Source organism: Streptococcus marimammalium DSM 18627 (genome assembly GCF_000380045.1).
GTDB classification, from domain to species: domain Bacteria; phylum Bacillota; class Bacilli; order Lactobacillales; family Streptococcaceae; genus Streptococcus; species Streptococcus marimammalium.
Genome location: NZ_KB904340.1, coordinates 102,888 through 128,772, shown reverse-complemented (window position 1 = coordinate 128,772; position 25,885 = coordinate 102,888). Strand labels below are relative to the sequence as shown.

Here is a 25,885-nt window from a genome sequence, read left to right as displayed (position 1 = left end):
CTACTAAAAATATAGTAAGTTAGTATAAAATATAAAAAGCTAAGAAAATAGTCTTAGCTTTTTTTGTCTTTATTAATACTCTTAAAAATGGTAAACTAGAAAACAAAAATACAAATCCAACTAGAGAGTAGTGGTAAAAATGCTTAAAGAACGTCGAAAGCAATACTTTAGTTATTTTCTCATGTATAACTTTTATTTTTTGGCCTGGTCCTTATTTTCAACCTTAATCTCTGTTTATCTTTTAAATATTGGCTTTAGACCTAGTCAAGTTTCAATGGTTGTTTCTATGTCCTTTTTGTCATCAATGATGGGACAACCCATTATTGGTTATCTTAATGACCGCTACAATAACAAGAAAGTGATTTTAACCTTGTTTTCCTTGTCAATATTTGGTGGCATAGGCATGCTTTTAGCAGACAATATTTGGGTGATTACACTTTGTTATAGCTGGGTTTTACTCACCTTAAATGGTAATAGTCCTGCCCTTGAACATATCGCAGCAACTGGTCAGTTTCCTTATGGACGTATTAGAATTTGGGGAACAATTGGCTTTGCGACAGGAGCACAATTAGCAGGCTTTTTATATGATCATATTGCACCAAAGGCAATTTTTATAGCTTTTCTTATTGGCATTGTTCTTTCTTTTATTGGTGTTACTGGCATACCCATTTCTGAGAAAAAGAAGAACAATGACATCTCCAAAAAAGTAAGTCCGTTGAAACTTTTTAAGAACAAAACATTAATCTATTATTTCCTGGTGTCCGCTCTCATTTCTGGTGTTATGATGTCTGGCCATACCTTTGTTCCTGCATTTTTACAAAATAGTGGCTTATCTGTTGGTCTTACATCATCTATTGTCGCTATTGCGGTTATCTGTGAAGCACCTCTCATTTTTTTCTCTTATTCTTTCATGGATAAGTACAGTAGCAAAACGCTTCTTTTTTTACCAATCCTATTATTTGGATTGCAGTATAGTGTTTATGCGCTTAACATTGGCATTTTTTCTAAAATTATTGTCACTTTGTTAGCTAAACATACAGGTTCCATGCTGTTTATAATGGTTAATCTTAAAATTATTTCCTCATTAGTTGATAAAAAAATAGTTATCACGGCATTAGCAGTAGCACAAACAGTATTAAGTTTATCATCTATCGCTTTTCAAAATATTATCGGTTTTATTTTAGATCACTTTAGTTATGAAGTGATGGCATGGTTTTTAGTGGCAACGCTAATTCTAGCTTTTATTTTAGTTAAATTAATGCCTCTTCCAGATGGTAAAGAACAACAATTATTTAGTTAAAAGACGCTTAAGCATTGGCTTAGGGGTCTTTTAATTAAGTGGATGTTTAATTTTAAATAAATATTGTCTTGATAAAATTAAAATGATATTATTTAATTAAACAATCGTTTAATATTTTGATGTAATTTTAAAGGAGTGCTTATGAAAAAAGTTTTTCGCAATCGCTTATTTATGTTAAGTTTTCTTTCGGACATGATTTCAAATTTCGGTGATATTCTTTATTACTATGCTCTCATGAACTACGTTCTCTTAATTCCTGAAACAAACATTGCAGTAGCACTTGTCAGTATTTCTGAAGCCTTGCCGATTGTGACAGGATTTGTTATGGGGATATATGCTGATAAGACCAAAAATAAAGTGGATACGATTTTGTACACTTTGATTTTTAGATTTTGCTTATATTCAGTAGTGGGTTTCTTAATGGGCTTTCAACCTGCTCTTTGGATAGTCATTATCGCTATTCTTATCAATCTTTTTTCAGATATTTCAGGGCAATATGAAAATGGTTTATTTACCCCACTTAGTCTAAGAATTGTCTCAGATGATGATAGAGAAGCAGCCATTAGTTTTAGACAGGCGGCAGGTTCTGCTTTGTCTATAGTGATGCAACCAACCGGTGCACTTTTGATTATTTGGATGAGTTTTCAACAGTTAGCCTTTGTAAATGCAGCAACTTTTGTTATGGCTGGTCTTATTATCTATAGCATTCGTACAAAATTACAAGGACTATTAGTGGAAAAACCCATTGAAATTACGACTCATGAGCCAAATCAATCAATCTTTAAAAGCATGAAAGAAAATATCCTCTTAATCTTTCAAGAACTGAATAAAATTCCTGAAGTTAAATTTTCTATGGTCATTGCACCAATTTTTAATGGTTTATTCAGCATATTAGGGGTTGTTGTTCTCTTGTTAATCAATCAAGACCCTAATTTTGTTATTATTAATGTTCCAACAACCATTATGACATTGCCTCTTTCTTTTACTTTAGGGACAATCATAGGTAGTTTTTTAGCACCTAATGTGTTTAAAAATATCTCACTAATAAAAATGATTTTCATCATTGCTTTTTTCCCACCAATTATCTTTTTATGTTTGCTTTGGCACAATAGTTATGTCTTTATGATGTTTATATTAATCATGGCGATACTATCAGCTGTCATTAACCCTAAGATGTCCGCAAAATTAATGAATAGTCTCCCTGAAGATAAGATTGCTAGTTTGATGTCAGGTATTGGTTCTTATTTTCAAATAGGAACAATTGCAGCCATACTCTTGATTTCTGCCTTAGTCATTTTTTTACCAATTAACCTGATTTTAGTAACATTTTTAGTTGCCTCAATTCTTTTACTCGTTTATACTATTTATAGAATAAGGAGTTTGTAATGACAACAAAACAACATAACGATCATCAAAGCATGATTTTTGAATTTTTGATAGCACCATTTTTTTTCAAAACACCTTTTGAAGATTATCTTGCAGAGATGACAAGCAAGCAAAAAGAATTATTATCAGAGACACTATCAGATGTTGAACAGCTAACAGCTTTTTTTTCTGAATATCATGAAGAAATGAAACAATATTATCTTACTGTACCTTATAATAGTTCCATTACATTAACCTTGTATTTTTACCTTCTTAATCAAAAGAAAGATCCAAAAACAATTAAAGAAGTAGTGGCTTTATTTAAAAATCTAAGTAAAGAGGAAGTTAAATATGTTTTATCGTTATTACTTAGTAATGATTTTTCAGAGACAACTGAAAAAGATTTCGACTACATCACTATGATTGAAACATCGGATTTAAAAGCCGATGAAAAATGGTATTGGCTGCAAGCCTTTAAGCATCCTCAAGAGTTTATGACTGGTCTTTGTGACCTTATCCTTACCTTCCAACCAATATACCAGCCTTTTTATCAAAAGTACCAAAAAGAGCGTGAAGAATTTGCTAAAACATTTGAGATTGAAAAGACACTTCTCAAAGTTGGGACAATTGGAGAAGAATTTGTTTCAAAGTTACTTGATTCACCCTATAAAATTTTCTTTTTAAGTCCTTATTTAATTGTTTTAAGTATTATCCAATATTCTTCACTGACTAATCTACCAAGTTTTATTACAGTTTCTAGTAAAATCACTGAGTTATTAGATACTAAAGAGCAACTTGATAACGATGATTTAACAACCTTATTAAAGGTGATTAGTGATGTTACTAGGTATGACATTCTTATTGCTTCAACAAAACCGAACATTAAGATTAAAGCCATTGCAGAAAATCTTGGAATAACGAGTTCTGCGGTGACCTTTCACATCCAAAAATTAATCAATTCTAAACTCTTAACAATTAATAAAACTGATGATAATGTTAAATACAATCTCAATAAAGAATTATTAAAAGACGTTATTAAAAAATTAGAAAACGACTTATTAGATGACAATTAAAAAGGTTGAGCAACTGCTCAACCTTTTCGTTTGATTTCACCATGAGGAAAGTAGCTTCCTTCAACCATATCATTAATAAAGACATGAATAGCTTCTTTTGGTGCATTAGTGTGTTTAGAGACAACCTCAGCAACTTCACGCGCCAAACTTATTTTTTGCTGTTCGGAACGTCCTTCAAATAAATCAATTTTTACAAACGGCATAACAGTCCCCTTTCATTTTTCTTAGAATAACATAAATCATTTAAAATGAAAAGTGAACTTCATTTAAATAAAAAATGTCTACACCATTAGTTTGATAATTTACATTAAATGAAAAATAATATAAAGTTATGGTCATAGATTAGTAGATTATAATAGAGGCATTGTATGAATGAATTATTAATTAATGAGTTAACAATTGACTGGAGTAAGATAGATAAAAAGAATTACATCAGGAGTATTTCTTCTTTCCAAAATTTTGAAAAATTAGTATTTGATAATCCTATTTCATTTTTTTCAGGAGAAAATGGTAGTGGTAAATCAACCCTTCTTGAAGCTATTGCTATTGCTTATGGATTTAATCCAGAAGGAGGATGTCTTAATTATCAATTTTCAACCTATGATTCACACTCTAATCTAAATAATGCTATTAGACTTGCAAAAACTCCAATCAATAAAAAATGGGGCTATTTTTTACGGGCATAAAGTTTTTATAATATAGCTTCTATGGAAGAAGAATACTTCTTATGAAGTTCAAAAAAAAATCACTCAAAATCACACGGGGAAGCATTTTTAACATTAATTCAAGATTCTTTTAATAAAAAAGGATTGTATATTATTGATGAATCTGAAGCAGGAATTTCTCCACAAAGGATGTTAACCTTGATGATTAAAATAAAAAAAGTATTTTAAAAGGTTCTCAATTTATCATTGCGACTCACTCGCCAATATTACTTGCGTTTCCAGATGCTAGAATTTTTAATTTCGATGAAAGTAGTATTAATACCATTTCTTATGAACAAACATCAGCTTATGAAATAACAAAACTATTTATTGAAAATAAAGAAACTATCTTAAATGAATTATTTAAAGAATATTGAAGTAAGAATTATGGTTAATGCTGAAAATTTCAAGAAACCTATTCCAATGTAAATGTTTGGAAAATTTTTTCTTAATTAGTTGTTATAAAGGCAATAATATAAGCAAACTCTCTAAAAAGAAATTGATACAAAACAGAGGCTAAATATGAAAAGAATTTCTATCGCTTGGGTTCTTACATAATTCAACTAAAAAGGTAATGTGTATAGGTAGAGGTGCTGAATTTAACATAGTCGGTGAAAATGTATATAGTGATTATGTTGGGTAGTCTACCCTGAAGGTATTAATTTAGATGATGCAATTTTCTATAACCATAAAAACATTGAAAATCTTATCTTTACAGGCTATAAAGACGATGAAGAAGAGCGTTTTATGGAAGTTTATCATCAGTGGGAGAAAGATCTCACCGTTAAAAAGGTTAAGATGTAATTACAAAAGCCGTTATTTACCGGTTTTTTTCTTTCTAATTTTCTCTAATCAAAAAGAATTAAATTTCTACTTCAAGTCACAAGATTTACATGAATAGTTGCTAGAATTATGTTAAAATAGTAAGGACATTAAAAATAGGAGAAAGATATTTTGGCTCAGCTATATTATAAATACGGTACAATGAATTCTGGCAAGTCCATCGAGATTTTAAAAGTGGCACACAACTATGAAGAACAGGGAAAACCAGTTGTCATTATGACCAGTGCTCTTGATACAAGAGATGGGTTGGGAGTTGTTTCTAGTCGAATTGGGATGAAAAGAAATGCTATCCCCATTTCTGATGATTTGAATGTTTTTTCTTATATTGCCGACTTAGACATTAAACCTTACTGTGTTCTAATTGATGAGGCCCAATTTCTTACAAAAAGAAATGTTTACGACTTAGCAAAAGTTGTTGATGAACTAGATGTTCCTGTCATGGCATTTGGTCTAAAAAATGATTTTCGAAATGAATTATTTGAAGGGTCTCAACATTTACTATTGATGGCTGATAAAATTGAAGAAATTAAAACCATTTGTCAATATTGTAGTAAAAAGGCAACTATGGTTTTAAGAACAGCTCAGGGAAAACCCGTCTATCAAGGAGAACAAATCCAAATTGGTGGCAATGAAACCTATATCCCTGTTTGTCGAAAACACTATTTTAACCCAGAACTTTAAAAAGGAATAACATTTATGAACATTTATGATCAATTAGAATCGGTTGAAAACCGCTATGAAGAACTAGGTGAACTTTTGAGCGACCCTGATGTCGTTAGTGATACTAAACGCTTTATGGAACTATCAAAAGAAGAAGCCAGTCTACGTGAAACCGTCGCTACCTATAAAGAATACAAGGACATTCTACAAGCTATTTCAGATGCTGAGGAAATGATTAAAGAGTCTAGTGGGGATACAGATATTGAAGAAATGGCTAAAGAAGAATTAAAAGAATCTAAGGCTCAAAAAGAAGAGTTTGAAGAAAAACTTAAAATTCTTCTCTTACCAAAAGATCCTAATGATGATAAAAATATTATTTTAGAAATTAGAGGCGCTGCTGGTGGTGATGAGGCTGCTTTATTTGCTGGTGATCTTTTAAACATGTATCAAAAGTATGCAGAAGCTCAAGGTTGGCAATTTGAAGTGATGGAGGCTAGCACCAACGGTGTCGGTGGCTTAAAAGAAGTGATTGCAATGGTATCAGGTCAATCCGTCTACTCCAAGTTAAAATATGAAAGTGGTGCCCACCGCGTTCAACGTGTTCCTGTTACAGAGAGCCAAGGACGCGTCCACACCTCGACAGCAACAGTACTCGTTATGCCTGAAGTAGAGGATGTAGAATATGAAATCGATCCAAATGATTTACGAATTGATATCTACCACGCTTCTGGTGCTGGGGGGCAAAACGTTAATAAAGTAGCAACAGCCGTTCGTATTGTCCATCTACCAACCAATATCAAAATTGAAATGCAAGAAGAACGGACCCAACAAAAAAATAGAGAGAAAGCGATGAAAATCATTAGAGCAAGAGTTGCAGACCACTTTGCTCAAATCGCTCAAGACGAACAAGACGCTGAACGCAAATCTACCATAGGCACGGGTGATCGTTCTGAACGTATTAGAACCTATAATTTCCCTCAAAACCGTGTGACAGACCATCGTATTGGTTTAACTTTGCAAAAACTAGATACTATTTTAGCCGGAAAACTCGATGAGGTAGTTGATGCCTTAATTTTATATGATCAAACTAAGAAATTAGAAGAGTTAAACAACTAATGAATTATGCTCAAGTTTTTTCTCAACTAGAAAAAGAAATTGAAGTAACAGGTGCTGAAAAAGCAGCATTAGAATACGTTTTTTTATCCAAAAAGAATTGGTCAAAGCTTGATTTTATTTTAAAACAAAATCAAACAATATCCAAAGAAGATTATGATTTATTAATTGCTATTACTAAGCAACTTAAAAAACATTATCCTGCTCAATATCTTGTAGGTGCGGTTGACTTTTATGGGGTAAGTCTTCAAGTTGATGAACGCGTTTTGATTCCAAGACCCGAAACTGAAGAATTGGTGGACTTAATTTTAAAAGATAATCCAAAAGATAATTTAAGAATTCTTGATATTGGAACTGGAAGCGGTGCAATTGCAATTGCACTTGCTAAAAAGAAGTCATCTTGGTCTGTTTCAGCTTCAGATATCTCTCAAGAAGCTCTTACTTTAGCTAGGGAAAATACAAAACGAAATAATGTTGAGATAAATTTTTATCTTTCAAATGTTTTTGAAACTATTGATGGAAAATTTGATATTATCGTTTCTAATCCACCTTACATTGCAAGATATGATAGTGATGAAGTTGATAAAAACGTTTTTTTATATGAACCCCACAATGCCCTATTTGCTGATAATAATGGCTTAGCTATCTATGAAAAAATTGCTAAAGAAAGTAAAAATTATCTAAAGCAAAATGGTAAAATTTACTTAGAGATTGGTTACAAGCAAGCTCAGTTGGTTAAAGAGCTATTTCAAGTATTTTTTCCAAACAAAGTCATTCACGTTTTAAAGGATTCCTTTGACCTTGATAGAATGGTGGTGATTACAGATGGCTAGTGTGTCTGAAATTCTAGAAAATGGCGGGGCTGTTGTTTTGCCAACAGAAACAGTTTATGGATTATTTGCTAAAGCATTTGATAAAACGGCTGTAGACAAAGTCTATCAACTCAAACAAAGACCCTTAGACAAAGCTTTAAATCTTAATATTTCTTCTTATGAGGAAATGATTAGCTATTCAACCAATCAACCAGACTATCTTAAAAACTTATACGATTGCTTTTTGCCGGGTCCGTTAACTATTATTCTACAAGCTAATGAAAAGGTCCCAAAATGGCTTAATTCTGGAATGCACACCATTGGTTTTAGAGTTCCAAAACATCCCACAACTCTTCAACTTATAAAAAAGCATGGGCCATTGATTGGACCATCTGCGAATATTTCTGGTAAAAAAAGTGGTGTTTATTTTGATAATATTATGGTATCATTTAATGGTAAGGTCTCTGGTATTAAAGATGATGCTTTTTTAACAGGATGTGATTCAACAATTCTTGATTTATCTGGTAAAAATGCAAAAATTTTACGTCAGGGTACTATTACACAATCAGATATTTTGTCATGTCTACCTGAAATGACATTTGAATAAAAGGAGAAGTTATGATTTTTGATAAAGAAGATTACAAAGCCTTCGACCCAGAAATATGGGATGCCGTTGTCAAAGAAGAGGAGCGCCAGCAAAATAATATTGAACTGATTGCTTCTGAAAACGTCGTTTCAAAAGCAGTCATGGCAGCACAAGGCACTATTTTAACCAATAAATATGCAGAAGGTTATCCTGAAAAGCGTTACTACGGTGGTACCGATGTTGTTGATGTTATTGAAAATTTAGCTATTGAACGTGCAAAAGAACTATTTGGTGCATCATTTGCCAATGTTCAACCTCATTCTGGCAGCCAAGCCAATGCAGGTGCTTATATGGCTTTAATTGAACCTGGAGATACTGTTCTTGGAATGGATCTTGCTGCTGGTGGGCATTTAACTCATGGTGCGTCAGTAAGTTTTTCTGGTAAAACCTATAATTTTGTTCCTTATTCACTTAATCCTGACACTGAAATGATTGACTATGAGGAATTGCAAAAGTTAGCGATCGAACATCAACCAAAATTAATTGTTGCTGGTGCTTCTGCCTATTCCAGAATTTTAGATTTTGAAAAATTCCGAGCAATTGCTGATAGTGTTAATGCTTATCTAGTTGTTGATATGGCTCATATTGCAGGATTAGTGGCTGCTGGATATCATCCTAACCCAATGCCTTATGCTCATGTTGTTACATCAACAACCCATAAAACATTAAGAGGGCCTCGAGGTGGTTTGATTTTAACTAATGATGAAGCTATCGCTAAGAAAATTAACTCAGCCATTTTTCCTGGTCTTCAAGGGGGCCCGTTAGAACATGTCATTGCTGCAAAAGCAGTCGCTTTTAAAGAGGCACTTGATCCAGAATTTAAGATTTACATTAAAAATGTTGTGGCAAATGCAAAAGCTATGGCTAATGTTTTTGCACAAAATGAGAATTTCCGTGTTATTTCAGGTGGCACTGACAATCATCTCTTCCTAGTTGATGTCACTAAGGTGATTGAAAACGGAAAATTAGCACAAAACGTACTAGAAGAAGTTAATATTACACTCAACAAAAATTCTATTCCTTTTGAAACATTATCACCATTTAAGACATCTGGTATTAGAGTTGGAACACCAGCTATTACTAGTCGAGGTATGGGTGAAAAAGAAAGTATTAAAATTGCAGAACTCATGATTAAAGCTCTAGAAAATCATGATAATCTGACAATTTTAAATGATGTTAAGGCTGAAATTAAAGCACTAACTGATGCTTTCCCTTTATACTAAATAAGAAGAATGTGGTAGGACTTTAATGCAATTCATTCTTTTATAGTATTTCAACTTCAAAATGGAATGTCGCTTGATTAATCTTATGAGGATTTAAAGAAAGATAAAATAAAAGATGATTAAAAAAATTAGAAGAATTGTCATCATTCTTTTGTGTCTTTTTATTGGCTACCATTCCATAACCGTTTATCGTAATGTTAAAACTGTTTTGTTTTATCGAACTATGGTAAGAGAAGTTTTAGCTGAAAATGATACGCCTGCAAATGAAGATCTTATTTTGGCAATGATTTACACTGAAACTAAAGGTCGTGAAGGTGATGTAATGCAATCCAGTGAAAGCTCTACAGGAAAAGTTGGATCAATCACAGATAATAAAGAAAGCATTAGACAAGGTGTTGCTGTTTTATCAGAAAACTTAATAATCGCAAAAAAAGAAAAAGTTGATGTTTGGACTGCTATTCAAGCCTATAATTTTGGCCAATCCTATATTTCATACATTTCAAAAAATGGTGGTGTTAATACCATTGAATTAGCTAAAATATACTCTAGGGATGTTGTTGCACCTAGTTTAGGAAATCATTCTAAAGAGACTTATGATTACTTCACTATTGTTTCATTGTTTTATGGTGATGGTAAGCTTTATCGAAATGGTGGTAACAGTTATTATGCTAAACAAGTTCAAATGAATCTTTATCTTATTAAATTAGTAAAATTTTTCAAATATAATTAAAAATAGACTTGAATAATTATTCAAGTCTATTTTTTTAGTAATTCAATATAAGCGAAAAATAAGAATAAATTAGAATTGAAGTAAAGTAGTAGTTACTTTTTATTAGCTAATAAATGATTTAATTTCAGCTTCAATTGCATCAATTTTTGCTTTAGTATCCTCAAGCGTATTTCCAACAGTAGAAATATAAAGTTTTATTTTTGGTTCAGTACCTGAAGGTCTAATTGCAAACCAAGAATCATCAGCAAGAGTATACTTTAACACATCACTTTGAGGTGTTAAGAGTGATGTGACATTGCCATCACTATCGGTAGCAGTTTGTTTTTTAAAGTCTTCAATTTTTAATATCGCTATTTGATTAAAAGTAGTTGGTGTATTTTCACGAAATTTATTCATAATTGCCTTAATTTGATTAGCACCATCAACACCAGAAAGTTCTATTGAAATAGTTTTCTCTGAAAAGTAACCATATTCTTGATAAATTTCAGCAATACCATCTGCAAGGGTTAATCCTCTTGAACGATAATAGGCAGCAATTTCAGCGATTAATAAAACAGCTTGAATAGCATCTTTATCACGTACAAATGGTTTTACAAGGTAGCCAAAACTCTCTTCAAAACCAAACATATAAGTATATTTGCCAAAATCTTCAAATTCTTGAATTTTTTCAGCAATAAATTTAAAGCCAGTTAAAACATTGAACATAGTGGCATTGTAGCTTTCTGCTATTTTAGTTACTAATTCAGTTGATACAATTGATTTAGCAAGAGCTGCATTATCAGGTAAAGTTCCTGCTTGCTTATGAGCCTCAAGAATATATTTAGCCATAAGTGCACCAATTTGATTACCAGATAAATTTTGATAACTGCCATCAGGCAAACGAATTTCAACACCTAAGCGATCAGCATCAGGGTCAGTTGCAATCAAAACATCTGCACCAATTTCATCACCAAGCTTTTCAGCATGAGCAAATGCAGCTTGGCTTTCAGGATTAGGTGATTTGACAGTAGAAAATTCAGGATCAGCAGTTGCTTGGCTCTCAACAATTGCAACAGATTCAAATCCAGCTTGTGCTAAAGCACGACGAGCAAGCATTTCACCTGTACCATGAAGAGGAGTATAGACAATTTTCATGTCTTTTCCATATTTATCAATTAGTTGTTGATTAATGGTAACAGTTTTTACTTTTTTAAGGTATTCACTATCAATATCCTCAGCGATGATTTGAATTAAGCCATTTGTTTTTTGAGCTTCAAAATCAGCTATAGCAATTTTAAAAGGATTATCAATAGCACGAATATAATTTGTTAAAGAATCAGCATCAGCTGGTGGCATTTGTCCTCCATCTTCGCCATAAACTTTATACCCATTAAATGGTGCTGGATTGTGACTTGCTGTAATCATTATACCAGCAACTGCATTCAAATGACGAACTGCAAAGGACAATTCTGGTGTTGGACGAAGGCTTTCAAAGAGGTAAGATTTTATACCATGATATGCTAAAACACTAGCTGCATCTTTTGCAAATTCATAAGAAAAATGTCTAGAATCATATGCTATAGCAACACCACGATTTTTAGCCTCTAACCCTTTTTCTTCTATAAGTTGTGCAAGTCCATTTGTTGCTTGACGGACAACAAAGATATTAATTCGATTAGTTCCAGCACCAATGAGACCTCTCATCCCAGCTGTACCGAATTCTAGATTAGTATAAAAAGCATCTTCTTTTGTTTTTTCATCCATTGAAAGTAATTCATTTTGTAAATATTTTGGAAGAGTTGGTTCATTTAACCATTTTTTAAATTTTTTATCATAAGTCATGTTTTTACCTCTTTCTATGTATTTAAACGCTTTAATTATAACATGTTTAAAAACAAAAATCACGGTTACCCGTGATAAATTTTAGATTTTTTCAATTCTAGGTATAATGATACTGGTCATAAATGAAGCAATGATTAATTCAGCAATAGAATTACTAGAAATAACAGTTGCTAGTAATTTTTGAATATTTCCATCATAAATTGATGAAAATAAGATAAAAATACCGGTAAGAACAAAAATTGTATTTGTTAGAGAACCAATACCACCGGCAACTAGTAAACCTACTCTACCTTTTATAACTTTATAAATAAAATAAGGAAAAACACCAATTAAAATTCTTGGTAAAATAGCTATTACTAGAGAAGAAAAATTCCCATTTGGAACAAAAGGTGAAAATAAATAGCTTGTTGGTAGTATGATTAACGTATTAGTTATAACACTCATAAGTCCCATTAATCCCCCTAATATACTTCCAATTTTAGGACCATAAATAATGGAGGCAATAATTACTGGGATATGAACAAGAGTAGGTTTAATCGGAAGTGGAAACCAATTAAAAATCAAAGAACTCAATAAATGAATCATAAGCATAATTGCAAAAAAGATGGCAATTGTGGCGGTAAATTGTGACTTGTTTTTATTTTTCATTAAAATACTCCTCAATTTTTGTAATAATAGTATCTAAATCAGCTAAAGCACCTTTTCCGACATCACCACAAGCTAGAAGTGATGACTTAGGAGAGATTTCTTTGAAGTTAAACTCTTTTAAAGTTAGTAAATTCTTCTGAGTAACTGGGTTCTCATACATTTTAGTGTTCATTGCAGGGGCAAATAATTTTGGAACATTTAAAGGAAGAGCAAGTATAGTCCCAGTTATAATATTATCTGCCAAGCCATTGGCTAATTTTGCAATCGTGTTAGCACTAGCAGGTGCAATAAGTAATAAATCTGTTTGTTTTGCTAATTCAATGTGATTGACATATCTTGGATCATCTTCAGCCATAATATCTAAATAAACTTGATTACCAGACAAAACCTGTAAGGTTAATGGTGTAATAAAATGAGTGGCTTTTTCAGTCATTAACACTTGAATATTATATCCACGTTTTTTAAGTGTACTGATCAAATCAGCTGCCTTATAGGCTGAAATACTACCAGTTACAGCTAAAGTAATTGTTGGATAAAAAGAACTAGACATTTTTTTTCACCCTTTCATAAATTAATTGAGAAATTTCTTTTTTAGTATTAGCTTCATATATGTTTGTTTTTGAAACTAGATAAGCATGATGAGTTTCTGGGGTGATGTTGTCTAAATCATTTGCTAAAATATAGTCAGCTTGGTTTATTAACAAACTTTTTTTTGCAGTTTCAATTAATACATCTTTTGAGACATTAACTAATAATTTGAAACCTATCAAACAAATAGAGGAATTCCATTGTTTAATTAAGCTGATAACTTTGGGTGTTTTTTTTAAAAACAGAACCTGATAGTCACAGTTAGATGAGATTTTTGTTTGAGAATTAACTTTTTCTAAAAATCTATCTAATTGTTTAGTATTTTTAACAGTATCAAAATCAGCCATATAAAGAGGAGTATAATCAGAAACTGCCATACTATGAATCATGACATCATGTGTTTTAACAAGTGGTTCAATAGTTTTAATAAGGTTTGCAACATCAGAGATTTCAACAATGTCTAATCTGGGATGAAACTTGGGTTTGACACTAGATTTGGTGGTCACTAAAGTGACACTATCTCCTTTACTTAAAAATTCCTCAGTAATTATTTTTCCCAATGTTCCCGTTGAATGATTAGTAATACTACGAACACTATCGATTTTTTCACTGGTTCCACCAGAAGTAACTAAAATTCTCATATGAGTATTTTACACAAAAAAAGCAAATAGGTAAATGATTTGTTACTATCCTTTCAACATATTTTAAAATACTTGGTGTCTATCAGCATATTTAAAACAAAAGCATGTATTTTTTAAGTGGTTTTGGTATACTAATATTATAAAATAAAAGAGGAGACTTCTATGCAAACTGATATTCAAATCGCTCAAAGCACCCCTTTAAAACCAATTACTGATATTATCAATAAAGTTAATATTACACCTGATGATGTTGAACTTTATGGCAATTATAAGGCGAAATTATCATTTAAAAAAATTAAAGCTGTTAAATCAAATCCACTAGGAAAACTTATTTTAGTCACAGCTATTAACCCTACTCCAGCAGGAGAAGGAAAATCTACAGTTACCATTGGGCTAGCAGATGCTCTTAGTCAAATTGGTAAAAAAACAATGATTGCTCTTCGGGAACCATCAATGGGACCAGTCATGGGTGTCAAAGGTGGTGCAACAGGAGGTGGCTATGCGCAAGTGCTTCCTATGGAAGATATCAATCTTCATTTTACTGGTGATATGCATGCTATAACAACAGCAAACAATGCACTTTCCTCTTTAATTGATAACCACTTGCAACAAGGTAATGAACTTGGCATTGATCAACGTCGTATTATTTGGAAACGTGTTGTTGATTTAAACGATCGCGCGCTTAGAAAGGTCATTGTAGGTCTTGGAAGTCCATTTAACGGGATTCCAAGAGAAGACGGCTTTGATATTACAGTAGCAAGTGAAATTATGGCAATTTTATGCTTAGCTACAGATCTTTCGGATTTAAAAGCAAGATTAGGTAGAATTGTGATTGGTTATAAATCGGATAAAACACCTGTTTTTGTTAGTGATTTAAAAGTAGAAGGTGCCTTAACCCTAATCCTAAAAGATGCTTTAAAGCCTAATCTTGTTCAAACCATCTATGGTACTCCAGCCTTTGTTCATGGTGGTCCTTTTGCTAATATTGCACATGGTTGTAACTCTGTTTTAGCAACCTCAACAGCACTTCGTTTAGCAGATTATACTGTAACAGAAGCAGGATTTGGAGCCGATCTTGGAGCTGAAAAATTCCTAGATATCAAAGTACCACAACTACCTAAAGCACCAGATGCTATTGTTATAGTTGCAACACTTCGTGCTTTGAAAATGCATGGAGGGGTAGCAAAAAATAATTTAGAAAAAGAAAATATTGAAGCCCTTACTCAAGGTTTTGCTAACTTAGAGCGCCATGTTGATAATATGCGTCAATTCGGTGTACCTGTAACTGTAGCCATTAACCGTTTTGTGTCAGATACCGAAAAAGAAATTGACACATTAAAAAACCTCTGCCAAAAGATTGATGTCCCTGTTGAGTTAGCAACAGTATGGGCTGATGGTGGAAAAGGAGGAGTGGCTTTAGCCAATACCGTTGTTAATTTAATTGACAAACAGCCTGGTCAATATCAAGGCCTTTATGATATTTCTGACACTATTGAAGAAAAAGTAACTAAGATTGTCACTAATATTTACGGTGGCAAGTCAGTCACTTTCTCAGCCAAGGCTAAAACTCAGATAAATGAACTAAAACAAAATGGCTGGGATAACTTACCAATCTGTATGGCTAAAACACAATATAGTTTTTCTGACAATCCAAGTCTTCTTGGTGCACCAACAGATTTTGAAATTACTATTAGAGAATTAGTTCCCAAAATTGGGGCGGGATTTATTGTTGCCCTTACTGGTGATGTTTTAACTATGCCTGGTTTACCTAAACAACCGGCAGCTTTAAATATGGATGTTACTGATGATGGTGTTGCACTAGGCTTATTTTAGACATTTTTAAAGTTGTAAAAGTAAAAGAAGGGGATAAATAATGAGAGATCAAAAAAATACTGTCGTAAAATTACTTGATAAAAGTAAAAGAGGTATTTTAAGAGGGGTTTTTAGTCGCTTCACACTCTTTCTTGCTCTCATTCTTTTACAAATTGCTCTTATCAATTTCTTTTTTCTCAAATTAGAAGATTTTCGTATCCCTTTAAAAATTATTGAAACGCTTGTCATTGCAGGAGCTGTTATTTTTCTTGTCAATAGCAAGATGGACACAACTTCTATTATCACTTGGCTTTTGGTGATTTTTCCTTTTCCAATACCTGGAGCCATGTTTCTTATCTATACAAAAAATGATTTGGGTTATCGGGAACTTAAAAAACGTATTAAAGAATCCATTTTAGAAGTTTCTCCCTATTTCCATCAAAAATCAGATATTTTAGCTGAACTAAAAAAAGAGCACCTCATTACCTACAATCTAGCTAAATACCTTAACAGACGTGGTGGCTATGCTATTTATAAAAATCCTGACATCACTTATTTTCCAAGTGGTATGAAAAAATTTATTGCCCTAAAAGAAGAGTTGAGAAAGGCAAAAAACTTTATCTTCTTGGAATACTTTATCATCGATGAAGGGATTATGTGGGGTGAAATTTTAGCGATATTGGAAGAAAAAGTCAAAGAAGGTGTTGAAGTTAGGGTCATGTATGATGGTATGATTGAATACTCAACCTTATCGCCTGACTATAAAAATAGATTGGAAAAAATTGGTATCAAGGCACGTTCATTTGCTCCAATGTCTCCATTTTTATCAACCTACTATAATTATAGAGATCATCGTAAAATTTTAGTCATTGATAATCAAGTGGCTTTTAATGGAGGTGTTAACCTTGCTGATGAATATATCAACCTTGTTAATAAATATGGCTACTGGAAAGATTCTGCAATAATGGTGAAGGGAGAAGCTGTCAGCTCTTACACTCTAATGTTTTTACAAATGTGGGCTACATATGATAAAACTGACAATGTTAAGAATTACTTATTACCCAATAAAATTAATGAAAGTTCCCATGAAGGCTATGTTATTCCTTATGCAGATTCACCACTTGATAATGAGAAAGTTGGTGAAAATGTTTATATTGATATTTTAAATAATGCCAATGAATATGTTCACATAATGACACCTTATCTCATTTTAGACAGTGAATTAGAACATGCCTTAAAATTTGCTGCAGAACGAGGCGTTGATGTCAAAATTATTGTTCCAGGCATTCCAGACAAAAAAATCCCCTATATCCTAGCCAAACGTTATTTTCCATCTTTGATTGATTCTGGTGTTAAAATTTACCAGTTTACACCAGGTTTTGTACATGCTAAAAACTTTGTTAGTGATGATAATAAAGCAGTAGTAGGAACTATTAATCTGGATTATCGAAGCCTTTATCATCATTTTGAATGCGCCACCTACATGTATCAAACGAAAAGTATTAGTGCTATTGAAGATGATTTTCAAAAAACACTCAGCAAAAGTAAGAAAATAACAATTGAATCCTTAAATAGTGAAAATATTTTTGTAAGAGCTTCTGGTTTTATAATAAAATTAATTGCACCACTTTTATAAACAGCTTTCTTTACACAGTAAGACATTTAAGGTATAATTAATTTATGCGATGAGTCGATAATGGTTTTTCGAAACCATTTTTGCGCAGGGAAGTCATTAACGCAGTAGCGGACTTTGAAAAGATGTGTGAACCGTCTTTTCACACTGATAAAGTGCCCTAATCCCTTTCCGTTTGGAGAGGGATTTTTTTATTAAACAATACTCAGCTTAGTCTAATCTAAGCTGAGTATTTTAATAATTGAGAGAAAGATTTAATCATCATAGGTAATATCGAAAATTTTTCCAGTTTTATTGACATTTTGAATGTTCCAGTAAAAATATCTTTAGCTTTGTTCATCATAACTTCCATATTAAATTGAAGTTAAGTTTCAGTTTTGGTGCTTATTTCCTAAAAAGAAAAAACAACTAAGATTATTTAAAGAAGACTTGAGGTATTCTTTTTATTCTAAAAAGTTTCATTCTTCTTTAAAAACGACATTATAACTATTCAAAACCGTAAAAAAATAGTATGATAGAAGAATAACATCATGAAATGAAATAAAAGAGGAATAATATGGCTTACAATGTTGTAATTGTTGGTGCTACAGGTGCTGTAGGACAACAAATGATTAAAATGCTGGAAAAATCAAGTTTACCTGTCAAGAATTTAAGATTATTAGCGTCAAAGCGTTCTGTTGGTAAAACCTTCTTATTTAAGGAGCAATCCATTTCTGTTGAAGAGACAACTGAAAACTCGTTTGATGGTGTTGATATTGCCCTTTTCTCTGCCGGGGGTAAAACATCCGCAAAATTTGCTCCTTACGCTGTTAAAGCAGGGGCAGTTGTGATTGATAACACTTCTTATTATCGTCAACATCCAGATGTCCCTTTAATTGTTCCTGAGGTTAATGCACATGCCCTTAATGATCATCATGGTATTATTGCTTGTCCAAACTGCTCGACCATTCAAATGATGATGGCCTTAGAACCTATTAGACAAGAATGGGGACTTGAGCGTATTATCGTTTCGACCTACCAAGCAGTTTCAGGTGCAGGAGCACAAGCAATGGAAGAAACAAAAAAACAATTAAAGGAAGCTCTTAATGAAGAAATACCTGTTAAAGAAGTAGAGGCTACCATTTTACCTTCTGGAGGTGATAAAAAGCATTACCCTATCGCTTTTAATGCCTTGCCACAAATTGATCTTTTCACTGATAATGATTATACCTATGAAGAGATGAAAATGACAAAAGAAACCAAAAAAATCATGGAAGACGATGCTATTAAAGTATCAGCAACTTGTGTTCGTATTCCGGTACTTTCAGCACATTCTGAGTCAGTTTATATTGAAACAAAAAATGTGGCAGATATTGAAGCCGTTAAAAAGGCAATTTCTGAATTCCCTGGTATTGTTTTAGAAGATAATCCATCAGAACAAATTTATCCACAAGCTATTAATGCTATTGGTAAAATTGAAACATTTGTTGGTCGTATTCGTCGTGATCTTGATATTGAAAATGGTATTCATATGTGGGTGGTTTCAGATAATCTCCTAAAAGGGGCTGCATGGAACTCAGTACAAATTGCTAAGAGCTTACACGAACAAGGGTTGGTTCATCCAACAAAAGAACTCTTATTTGAGCTAATTTAGTGCTTTTTAAACGACCATCTAATTTATATTATATTTTAATATATCTATTTAAGGAGAATTATGCCTATGCTAGTTGTTAGATTTGCAACACCAAATGATGTTTTAGAAATGAAAAAACTTTTAATAGAAGCTTGGAAAATTACTTATGACAAATTATACTCTAAAGCCTATATACAACGTGTGATTGAAGAATTTTATAATGAAGAAAGACTTCATAAAGAAGTATTAACGAAAAATCAATCCTTTAATGGATATATGGTTGCTGAAAAAGATGGTTTGATATTAGGATGTATTTGTGGTGGATGTGAAAGTGATACTGGTTTTATTTATGCTTTATATGTTCACCCTGAGTTTAAACAAAAAGGTATAGGTAAAGAGCTTTTAAGAGTTTATACTGCTTATCAAAAAGAACATTATGCTATCAAGAAACAAGCTGTTAGTGTGGTTGAAAATAATCAAATGGGAATTCCATTTTATGAGAAAGTGGGATTTGTTCTATCTAAAACTGTTCCAAATTGGTTTGATAACACTCAAGGATATAAATGTCATTTTGAGAGAAGTGTATAAAAATAATTATATAATTACTTTTTATTTAAAAAATTTTATTTTTCTACTTAGAATTATGAAATCAATTATTATTGAAAAATAAACAATATAGCTTGACAAAACCACTTAAGATCTAGATAATATTAATAACAAATACCTTTCCTTATGAATAGAAAAGAGGTTTCTATGCAAATTATCAAACGAAATGGGCAAGTTACTGAATTTGATCCAGATAAAATTTATCAAGCTATTTTAAAAGCTGCACAAACTGTGTACGCTTTGGATGAAGATTTGAGACAAAAACTTGCTCAAGTCACTAAAAAAGTCGTGATAGACTTAGAGGAAGCACAAGTAGAACGCCCAACCATCAATATGATACAATCTCTAGTTGAAAATCGCTTGATTGAAGCAGGATACATTAAGATTGCTGAACGTTATATTGCTTATCGTTTACAACGTGACCTTGAAAGAAACGGCTATGAAGATCATATTAATGTTCACTTAAGATTTGAGCAAATTTTATAAGATATAAAAAACCTTGCCAGACAAGGTTTTTTACGCTACAATGGAGTTAATTGTATGTAAATATTTTTTAGCTCTTATTTTTAAAACAAAGAAAGGATTGCTTATGAAAAAAATTTTATTAACTAGCCTAGTTGCTGTTGGTCTTTTTGGTTTATTCGGTTGCTCAAGTAACAAAGAATCCGATATAATTGAAGAAGTTCTCTCTAAGAAGGAAGAAAACACCTCTGAAAAAGCTACTAAAAAAACTCTTAAATTAACTCAAAAAGCTGGAGATGAGCGTGTTGGTTATTACAATATTCCTGAAGATTTTATTTCTTTTTCTGATATAAGTAATCCAGACGGTGATGATATACAGTATTCTGATCTGACTGGAAAAAATATTATCACCCTAAATATTATTGATACCTCAGAATTAACCCAAAAAGAAAAGGAAAACTTTACTGCAGAAATAGCTGCAGATAACATTGCAAAGTATTTACAAGAAGATGAGGATTTGAAAAACCTAGAATTATTTCATTACGATGATTTTCAAGACAAAGTCTATCAAAATGTTGCTACTTACGAAACTGGAGAGGTTCTATCAGTTAATCTTTTTGAACATGATGGTATTATTTATTTCTTTGGCATTGAGGGTTCTAAAGAATTTGTTGATAGCTACTGGATTGATATACTATATAGTTTTAGCACAACTAAGTAATATTTTAAAAATCATTAGATTTTCTAATGATTTTTCTTTAACTTTATTACTTAAAATAAAGACTATGCGAGCAATTAAAGTATGTTAAAATAGATAAGTAAAAGTCTTAACATAGTGAAAGGAAATATTTTATGGCAATTATTCAATGGTTTCCTGGCCATATGTCAAAAGCAAGGAGACAAGTGCAAGAAAATATCAAATTTGTCGATTTTGTAACAATTTTAGTTGATGCAAGACTACCTTTTTCTAGCCAAAATCCAATGCTATCAAAAATTATTGGTAGCAAACCAAGACTGTTAATTTTAAATAAATCTGATTTAGCCGATCCTAACAAAACTAAAGAATGGCAAACTTTTTTTGAAAAACAAGGAATCACAACTTTAGCTATTAATTCTAAAGAACAGGCAACTGTCAAAAAAGTGACTGAAGCAGCAAAAAAGTTAATGGCAGATAAAATCAGTCGTTTAAAAGAACGAGGCATTCAAAAAGAAACTTTAAGAACTATGATTGTTGGGATACCAAATGCTGGTAAATCAACTTTAATGAATCGTTTGGCAGGAAAAAAAATAGCGGTCGTAGGCAATAAACCCGGTGTCACAAAAGGCCAACAATGGTTGAAATCAAATAAGGAGTTAGAGATTTTAGATACTCCAGGTATTTTATGGCCAAAATTTGAAGATAATTTAATAGGACTTAAATTAGCATTAACTGGTGCTATTAAAGATACGTTATTACCAATGGACGATGTAACTATTTTTGGACTTGATTTTTTTAAAACGCATTATCCTGAGCGTTTGAAAGAACGCTTTAAGGGAATTTCGTTGAAAGATGAATCACCTGAAATCATCATCACAATGACAATAAAACTTGGTTATCGTGATGATTATGATAGATTTTATCGTTTATTTGTTCAAGAAGTCAGAGATGGGCGATTAGGCACTTATACATTGGATAGAATTGAGGATATTGATGTTAACAATTAAAGAAATTAAGTCTCTTTTAACACCTATCAATGAAATAGATGATCCAATATTTCAAAAATTTTCAGATGATAAGCGAATTGGTGTCCAAAATCTTATTCAGAAAAAAAGAAAAGAAATAAAGCAAGAAAAAGATGAGCTTAAACGACTTGAACAAATGCTATCTTATGAAAGAAATCTCTATCAAAAGGGTTTTTCTTTTGTTTGCGGTGTTGATGAAGCAGGACGTGGCCCTTTAGCAGGTCCTATTGTTGCTGCAGCTGTTATTTTACCTATAAACACTATTATAGATGGATTAAATGATAGTAAGAAAATTCCAAAAAAAAAGCATAAAGCTATTTACCAGTTGGTTATGGATAAGGCTTTATCAATTGGAATTAGTATTATTGACAATAATGTTATTGATGACATCAATATTTACCAAGCTAGTAAGTTAGCCATGCTTGATGCTGTTTCAAAATTAGATACTATTCCTGATTTTCTTCTAATTGATGCTATGTCACTTGATTGTGATATTCCACAAGAAGCGATTATTAAAGGAGATGCTAAAAGCCTATCAATTGCTGCTGCTTCAATTGTTGCCAAGGTAACAAGAGATCAACTAATGAGTGACTATCACATTCAATATCCTGCTTATGATTTTGTTAACAATGCTGGCTATGGCACTAAAACACATCTTGATGCTATAAAAAATCATGGAATAACTCCTATCCATCGTAAAAGTTTTGAGCCTATTAAATCGATGTTTAATAATTCATTTTAAGAATCAGTCTTTTTGGCTGGTTTTTTTCGAATAGTCAGTTAGAAGAGGTGAATATGAATAATTTTGAACTTTTTAAATTAAAAAAAGCCGGCTTAACAAACCGACAGTTATTAAATCTAATTGACTATAAGAAAAAACATAACGAAAAATTATCAATAAAAAAAATTGCTGTGATTTCTGGTGTTAAAATTGCTAGTCAGTTTATTCAAGCTTATAAAGCGATTAACCATCAAGAATTGAAAAAAAGTTTTTATCAATTTCCAACACTATCAATTCTTGATGATCATTATCCAGAAGCTTTAAAAAATATAAATAATCCTCCAGTTTTATTATTTTATCAAGGAAATATTGAACTACTTTCTTATTCAAAAATTGCTGTTGTAGGTGCTAGAATGGCTAGTCAAAATGGCATTAGAACTGTTAGTAAAATTATTTCAGAACTTGGTAATCGTTTTGTCATTGTTAGTGGACTAGCTAAAGGGATTGACACGGCTGCCCATTTATCAATTTTAAAAAATGGTGGAAAAACAATTGCAGTAATAGGGACAGGTTTAGACGTTTATTATCCAAAAGAAAATAAATTATTACAAGAGTATCTTACTAAGAATCATTTGATTATTTCAGAATATGAACCAAAAACACAACCCTTACGTTATCATTTCCCAGAACGAAATAGAATTATTGCAGGACTCAGCCAAGGAGTAATTGTTTTTGAAGCAAAATTACGTTCTGGAAGTTTAATTACTTGTGAAAGAGCAATGGAAGAAGGGCGTGATATATTTGCTGTACCTGGTAACGTAATGGATGGTAAATCAGAAGGTTGTCATAGACTAATAAAAGAGGGCGCAAAGTGCATCACTACGGGTTTAGATGTTATTTTAGAGTATCAAAATTAAAAGCTGTTTTCCTATAGAAAGACTTTTTTTATTGACAGGTGAAAAAAAAAGGTTTATTATGCTAGTTGCTGATAAAAAATAAGGAAGTCTAGTATGCCTACAACAATAAAAACAAAAAAGAAAAAAACTAATGCTAAAAAAAATTTAGTTATAGTTGAGTCTCCAGCTAAAGCAAAAACAATTGAAAAATATCTTGGACGTCAATATAAAGTGGTTGCCAGTGTCGGACATATTCGCGATTTAAAAAAATCAAGTATGTCAGTTGATTTTGATAACAACTATGAGCCACAATACATTAACATTCGTGGTAAGGGTCCCTTGATTAATTCTCTTAAAAAAGAAGCTAAAAATGCTAAAAAAGTCTATCTAGCAAGTGACCCAGACCGTGAAGGTGAAGCAATTTCATGGCATTTAGCTCATATTCTTGATTTAAAAGAAGATGATAAGAATCGTGTTGTTTTCAATGAAGTAACCAAAGAAGCAGTTAAAAATGCCTTTTTAGATCCTAAAAAAATTGATATGGACTTAGTTGATGCCCAACAAGCAAGAAGGGTTCTTGACCGTATTGTTGGTTATTCTATTTCTCCAATTCTTTGGAAAAAAGTCAAAAAAGGATTATCAGCAGGACGTGTTCAATCAATAGCATTAAAACTTATTATTGATCGTGAAAATCAAATAAAAACATTTATTCCTGAAGAGTACTGGACTATTGAGGGTATCTTTAAAAAAGGTAATAAAAAATTTCAAGCCAATTTTTATGGTCTTGATGGTGATAAATTAAAACTTAAAGATAATAAAACTGTTAAAGAAGTCTTAAAACGACTTAAAGGAAATGACTTTGTTGTTGATAAAGTTGAGAAAAAAGAGAGAAGAAGAAATGCTCCTACGCCTTATACAACGTCTTCACTTCAACAAGATGCAGCTAACAAGATTAATTTTAGAACACGAAAAACAATGATGGTTGCTCAGCAACTCTACGAAGGGCTTAGTTTAGGTCCAGCTGGCCATCAAGGACTAATTACCTATATGCGTACTGATTCAACACGTATCAGTCCAATTGCACAAGTAGAAGCAGCAAAATTAATTACTGAGCGCTATGGAAGTCATTATTCAAAACACAATCAAAAAGTAAAAAATGCTAGCAGTGCCCAGGATGCCCATGAGGCAATTCGCCCATCAAGTGTCACCCATACACCAGAAAGCATTGCAAAATATTTAGACAAAGACCAATTAAAACTTTATACACTTATTTGGAATCGTTTTGTTGCTAGCCAAATGAAACCAGCTCTCTTTGATACCGTAAAAGTCAAACTTTCACAAAATGGTGTTACCTTTGTTGCTAATGGTAGCCAAGTTAAATTCGATGGCTACTTAGCTGTCTACAATGATTCTGATAAAAATAAGATGCTACCTGAAATGGCTGAAAAAGAAGTCGTTAAAAAAGTTTCAGTTAGCCCTGAACAACATTTTACACAACCACCGGCAAGATTTTCTGAAGCAACTTTAATTAAAACTTTAGAAGAAAATGGAGTTGGTAGACCATCTACCTATGCCCCTACTTTAGAGACTATTCAAAAACGTTACTATGTTAAACTCTCTGCAAAAAGATTTGAGCCTACTGAACTTGGTGAGATTGTTAATAGTTTAATTGTCGAATTTTTCCCTGATATTGTTGATGTAACTTTTACTGCTGAAATGGAAAGAAAACTTGACCAAATTGAAGTTGGTGAAGAACAATGGCAGAAGGTGATTGACAGTTTTTACAAACCATTTGAAAAAGAACTTGTTAAAGCAGAAAAAGAAATTGAAAAAATTCAAATTAAAGATGAACCTGCTGGTTTTCTTTGTGATGTTTGTGCAAATGAAATGGTAATTAAGCTTGGTAAATACGGCAAATTTTATGCATGTAGTAACTTTCCAGATTGCCGTAACACAAAAGCTATTACAAAAGAAATTGGTGTTATATGTCCAATTTGCCATCAAGGTCAAGTCATTGAAAGAAAAACAAAACGTAATCGTATTTTCTATGGTTGCAGCCGCTACCCTGAATGTGAATTTACTTCGTGGAACTTACCAATTGGCAGAAATTGTCCTAAATCGGATGATTATTTGGTTGAAAAGAAAATCAGGGGTGGTGGTAAACAAGTTGTTTGTAGTAGTGAAAATTGTGATTACGAAGAAGAAAAAATTAAATAACGATTCAAGTTTGCATAAAATAAATTATGTAAACTTT

At 32.1% G+C, this 25,885-nt stretch carries 26 protein-coding genes; 21 read left to right on the top strand and 5 right to left on the bottom strand.

The features are described 5' to 3' along the window. Positions 1–139 precede the first annotated feature (139 nt). The 3 genes from A3I1_RS0102120 (at position 140) to A3I1_RS0102110 (ending at position 3,738) form a co-directional block, all read left to right on the top strand. Complete coding sequence (locus A3I1_RS0102120; protein ID WP_018369676.1) at positions 140–1,300, top strand: MFS transporter; 1,161 nt, start codon at positions 140–142, stop codon at positions 1,298–1,300. Between the two features lie 141 nt (positions 1,301–1,441). After that, positions 1,442–2,686 (top strand): MFS transporter, encoded by a 1,245-nt coding sequence (locus tag A3I1_RS0102115; RefSeq protein WP_018369675.1) that lies wholly within the window; start codon positions 1,442–1,444, stop codon positions 2,684–2,686. Then, positions 2,686–3,738, top strand: a complete 1,053-nt coding sequence (locus A3I1_RS0102110; protein WP_018369674.1) for a winged helix-turn-helix domain-containing protein — start codon at positions 2,686–2,688, stop codon at positions 3,736–3,738. Before A3I1_RS0102115 ends, A3I1_RS0102110 begins: the two co-directional genes overlap by 1 nt. A 17-nt stretch (positions 3,739–3,755) precedes the next feature. Here the strand turns inward: A3I1_RS0102110 and A3I1_RS0102105 are convergent, their stop codons facing one another. Continuing rightward, positions 3,756–3,941, bottom strand: coding sequence for a 4-oxalocrotonate tautomerase (locus tag A3I1_RS0102105; RefSeq protein ID WP_018369673.1), 186 nt, complete (start codon positions 3,939–3,941; stop codon positions 3,756–3,758). A gap of 165 nt (positions 3,942–4,106) precedes the next feature. Between A3I1_RS0102105 and A3I1_RS08610 the strand changes: the two genes are divergently transcribed. The 8 genes from A3I1_RS08610 (at position 4,107) to A3I1_RS0102070 (ending at position 10,469) form a co-directional block, all read left to right on the top strand. Then, on the top strand, positions 4,107–4,424 hold the full coding sequence (locus A3I1_RS08610; protein ID WP_018369672.1) for an AAA family ATPase: 318 nt from the start codon (positions 4,107–4,109) through the stop codon (positions 4,422–4,424). Positions 4,425–5,099: 675 nt separating this feature from the next. Beyond that, entirely contained in the window at positions 5,100–5,246 is a 147-nt protein-coding gene (locus A3I1_RS08605) for a DUF4176 domain-containing protein (RefSeq protein ID WP_336884513.1), read from the top strand. A gap of 150 nt (positions 5,247–5,396) precedes the next feature. Continuing rightward, positions 5,397–5,966: a thymidine kinase gene (locus tag A3I1_RS0102095; protein WP_018369671.1), complete on the top strand. Its 570-nt coding sequence runs from the start codon at positions 5,397–5,399 to the stop codon at positions 5,964–5,966. A 15-nt stretch (positions 5,967–5,981) separates the two neighbouring features. Continuing rightward, the gene (gene prfA, locus A3I1_RS0102090) at positions 5,982–7,061 is read left to right on the top strand and encodes a peptide chain release factor 1 (RefSeq protein ID WP_018369670.1); all 1,080 of its coding nucleotides are present in this window, start codon (positions 5,982–5,984) and stop codon (positions 7,059–7,061) included. Then, positions 7,061–7,891 (top strand): peptide chain release factor N(5)-glutamine methyltransferase, encoded by an 831-nt coding sequence (prmC, locus tag A3I1_RS0102085; protein ID WP_018369669.1) that lies wholly within the window; start codon positions 7,061–7,063, stop codon positions 7,889–7,891. Before prfA ends, prmC begins: the two co-directional genes overlap by 1 nt. Continuing rightward, positions 7,884–8,477 (top strand): L-threonylcarbamoyladenylate synthase, encoded by a 594-nt coding sequence (locus A3I1_RS0102080; RefSeq protein ID WP_018369668.1) that lies wholly within the window; start codon positions 7,884–7,886, stop codon positions 8,475–8,477. Before prmC ends, A3I1_RS0102080 begins: the two co-directional genes overlap by 8 nt. An 11-nt stretch (positions 8,478–8,488) precedes the next feature. Further along, complete coding sequence (glyA, locus tag A3I1_RS0102075; RefSeq protein ID WP_018369667.1) at positions 8,489–9,739, top strand: serine hydroxymethyltransferase; 1,251 nt, start codon at positions 8,489–8,491, stop codon at positions 9,737–9,739. 115 nt (positions 9,740–9,854) lie between these two features. Continuing rightward, positions 9,855–10,469, top strand: a complete 615-nt coding sequence (locus A3I1_RS0102070) for a lysozyme family protein (protein ID WP_018369666.1) — start codon at positions 9,855–9,857, stop codon at positions 10,467–10,469. 102 nt (positions 10,470–10,571) lie between these two features. Here the strand turns inward: A3I1_RS0102070 and A3I1_RS0102065 are convergent, their stop codons facing one another. From A3I1_RS0102065 to A3I1_RS0102050, 4 genes are all read right to left on the bottom strand, one after another. Further along, complete coding sequence (locus A3I1_RS0102065; protein WP_018369665.1) at positions 10,572–12,290, bottom strand: phospho-sugar mutase; 1,719 nt, start codon at positions 12,288–12,290, stop codon at positions 10,572–10,574. Positions 12,291–12,371: 81 nt separating this feature from the next. Next, positions 12,372–12,938 carry an ECF transporter S component gene (locus tag A3I1_RS0102060; protein WP_018369664.1) on the bottom strand — a complete coding sequence of 189 codons (567 nt, stop codon included), beginning with the start codon at positions 12,936–12,938 and terminating at the stop codon, positions 12,372–12,374. Next, the gene (gene coaC, locus A3I1_RS0102055) at positions 12,928–13,488 is read right to left on the bottom strand and encodes a phosphopantothenoylcysteine decarboxylase (RefSeq protein ID WP_018369663.1); all 561 of its coding nucleotides are present in this window, start codon (positions 13,486–13,488) and stop codon (positions 12,928–12,930) included. Before coaC ends, A3I1_RS0102060 begins: the two co-directional genes overlap by 11 nt. Then, complete coding sequence (locus tag A3I1_RS0102050) at positions 13,481–14,167, bottom strand: phosphopantothenate--cysteine ligase (protein ID WP_018369662.1); 687 nt, start codon at positions 14,165–14,167, stop codon at positions 13,481–13,483. The genes coaC and A3I1_RS0102050 overlap by 8 nt, the downstream gene beginning before the upstream one ends. 162 nt (positions 14,168–14,329) lie before the next feature. On the opposite strand from A3I1_RS0102050, the gene A3I1_RS0102045 reads away from it, so the two are divergent. The 10 genes from A3I1_RS0102045 (at position 14,330) to topA (ending at position 25,848) form a co-directional block, all read left to right on the top strand. After that, complete coding sequence (locus A3I1_RS0102045) at positions 14,330–16,000, top strand: formate--tetrahydrofolate ligase (protein WP_018369661.1); 1,671 nt, start codon at positions 14,330–14,332, stop codon at positions 15,998–16,000. A 40-nt stretch (positions 16,001–16,040) separates the two neighbouring features. Beyond that, positions 16,041–17,615 (top strand): cardiolipin synthase, encoded by a 1,575-nt coding sequence (gene cls / locus A3I1_RS0102040; RefSeq protein ID WP_018369660.1) that lies wholly within the window; start codon positions 16,041–16,043, stop codon positions 17,613–17,615. Between the two features lie 553 nt (positions 17,616–18,168). Further along, positions 18,169–19,245: an aspartate-semialdehyde dehydrogenase gene (locus A3I1_RS0102030; protein WP_018369658.1), complete on the top strand. Its 1,077-nt coding sequence runs from the start codon at positions 18,169–18,171 to the stop codon at positions 19,243–19,245. Positions 19,246–19,311: 66 nt separating this feature from the next. Beyond that, entirely contained in the window at positions 19,312–19,812 is a 501-nt protein-coding gene (locus A3I1_RS0102025) for a GNAT family N-acetyltransferase (protein WP_026216733.1), read from the top strand. 165 nt (positions 19,813–19,977) lie between these two features. Further along, the gene (locus tag A3I1_RS0102020; RefSeq protein WP_018369656.1) at positions 19,978–20,316 is read left to right on the top strand and encodes an ATP cone domain-containing protein; all 339 of its coding nucleotides are present in this window, start codon (positions 19,978–19,980) and stop codon (positions 20,314–20,316) included. Positions 20,317–20,419: 103 nt separating this feature from the next. Beyond that, positions 20,420–21,013, top strand: coding sequence for a hypothetical protein (locus tag A3I1_RS0102015; protein WP_018369655.1), 594 nt, complete (start codon positions 20,420–20,422; stop codon positions 21,011–21,013). Positions 21,014–21,144: 131 nt separating this feature from the next. Further along, positions 21,145–21,996: a ribosome biogenesis GTPase YlqF gene (gene ylqF / locus A3I1_RS0102010; RefSeq protein WP_018369654.1), complete on the top strand. Its 852-nt coding sequence runs from the start codon at positions 21,145–21,147 to the stop codon at positions 21,994–21,996. Then, complete coding sequence (locus A3I1_RS0102005; RefSeq protein WP_018369653.1) at positions 21,983–22,756, top strand: ribonuclease HII; 774 nt, start codon at positions 21,983–21,985, stop codon at positions 22,754–22,756. The genes ylqF and A3I1_RS0102005 overlap by 14 nt, the downstream gene beginning before the upstream one ends. A 53-nt stretch (positions 22,757–22,809) precedes the next feature. Continuing rightward, entirely contained in the window at positions 22,810–23,652 is an 843-nt protein-coding gene (dprA, locus tag A3I1_RS0102000) for a DNA-processing protein DprA (protein ID WP_018369652.1), read from the top strand. A gap of 93 nt (positions 23,653–23,745) precedes the next feature. Beyond that, positions 23,746–25,848, top strand: coding sequence for a type I DNA topoisomerase (gene topA, locus A3I1_RS0101995; protein WP_018369651.1), 2,103 nt, complete (start codon positions 23,746–23,748; stop codon positions 25,846–25,848). Positions 25,849–25,885: the final 37 nt, after the last annotated feature.

What these genes read in the sequence shown, in the direction of transcription:
- A3I1_RS0102120 (WP_018369676.1), top strand. Translation starts at nt 140, where the DNA reads ATGCTTAAAGAACGTCGAAAGCAATACTTTAGTTATTTTCTCATGTAT.
- A3I1_RS0102115 (WP_018369675.1), top strand. Translation starts at nt 1,442, where the DNA reads ATGAAAAAAGTTTTTCGCAATCGCTTATTTATGTTAAGTTTTCTTTCG.
- A3I1_RS0102110 (WP_018369674.1), top strand. Translation starts at nt 2,686, where the DNA reads ATGACAACAAAACAACATAACGATCATCAAAGCATGATTTTTGAATTT.
- A3I1_RS0102105 (WP_018369673.1), bottom strand. Translation starts at nt 3,941, where the DNA reads ATGCCGTTTGTAAAAATTGATTTATTTGAAGGACGTTCCGAACAGCAA.
- A3I1_RS08610 (WP_018369672.1), top strand. Translation starts at nt 4,107, where the DNA reads ATGAATGAATTATTAATTAATGAGTTAACAATTGACTGGAGTAAGATA.
- prfA (WP_018369670.1), top strand. Translation starts at nt 5,982, where the DNA reads ATGAACATTTATGATCAATTAGAATCGGTTGAAAACCGCTATGAAGAA.
- prmC (WP_018369669.1), top strand. Translation starts at nt 7,061, where the DNA reads ATGAATTATGCTCAAGTTTTTTCTCAACTAGAAAAAGAAATTGAAGTA.
- A3I1_RS0102080 (WP_018369668.1), top strand. Translation starts at nt 7,884, where the DNA reads ATGGCTAGTGTGTCTGAAATTCTAGAAAATGGCGGGGCTGTTGTTTTG.
- glyA (WP_018369667.1), top strand. Translation starts at nt 8,489, where the DNA reads ATGATTTTTGATAAAGAAGATTACAAAGCCTTCGACCCAGAAATATGG.
- A3I1_RS0102070 (WP_018369666.1), top strand. Translation starts at nt 9,855, where the DNA reads ATGATTAAAAAAATTAGAAGAATTGTCATCATTCTTTTGTGTCTTTTT.
- A3I1_RS0102065 (WP_018369665.1), bottom strand. Translation starts at nt 12,290, where the DNA reads ATGACTTATGATAAAAAATTTAAAAAATGGTTAAATGAACCAACTCTT.
- A3I1_RS0102060 (WP_018369664.1), bottom strand. Translation starts at nt 12,938, where the DNA reads ATGAAAAATAAAAACAAGTCACAATTTACCGCCACAATTGCCATCTTT.
- coaC (WP_018369663.1), bottom strand. Translation starts at nt 13,488, where the DNA reads ATGTCTAGTTCTTTTTATCCAACAATTACTTTAGCTGTAACTGGTAGT.
- A3I1_RS0102050 (WP_018369662.1), bottom strand. Translation starts at nt 14,167, where the DNA reads ATGAGAATTTTAGTTACTTCTGGTGGAACCAGTGAAAAAATCGATAGT.
- A3I1_RS0102045 (WP_018369661.1), top strand. Translation starts at nt 14,330, where the DNA reads ATGCAAACTGATATTCAAATCGCTCAAAGCACCCCTTTAAAACCAATT.
- cls (WP_018369660.1), top strand. Translation starts at nt 16,041, where the DNA reads ATGAGAGATCAAAAAAATACTGTCGTAAAATTACTTGATAAAAGTAAA.
- A3I1_RS0102030 (WP_018369658.1), top strand. Translation starts at nt 18,169, where the DNA reads ATGGCTTACAATGTTGTAATTGTTGGTGCTACAGGTGCTGTAGGACAA.
- A3I1_RS0102025 (WP_026216733.1), top strand. Translation starts at nt 19,312, where the DNA reads ATGCTAGTTGTTAGATTTGCAACACCAAATGATGTTTTAGAAATGAAA.
- A3I1_RS0102020 (WP_018369656.1), top strand. Translation starts at nt 19,978, where the DNA reads ATGCAAATTATCAAACGAAATGGGCAAGTTACTGAATTTGATCCAGAT.
- A3I1_RS0102015 (WP_018369655.1), top strand. Translation starts at nt 20,420, where the DNA reads ATGAAAAAAATTTTATTAACTAGCCTAGTTGCTGTTGGTCTTTTTGGT.
- ylqF (WP_018369654.1), top strand. Translation starts at nt 21,145, where the DNA reads ATGGCAATTATTCAATGGTTTCCTGGCCATATGTCAAAAGCAAGGAGA.
- A3I1_RS0102005 (WP_018369653.1), top strand. Translation starts at nt 21,983, where the DNA reads ATGTTAACAATTAAAGAAATTAAGTCTCTTTTAACACCTATCAATGAA.
- dprA (WP_018369652.1), top strand. Translation starts at nt 22,810, where the DNA reads ATGAATAATTTTGAACTTTTTAAATTAAAAAAAGCCGGCTTAACAAAC.
- topA (WP_018369651.1), top strand. Translation starts at nt 23,746, where the DNA reads ATGCCTACAACAATAAAAACAAAAAAGAAAAAAACTAATGCTAAAAAA.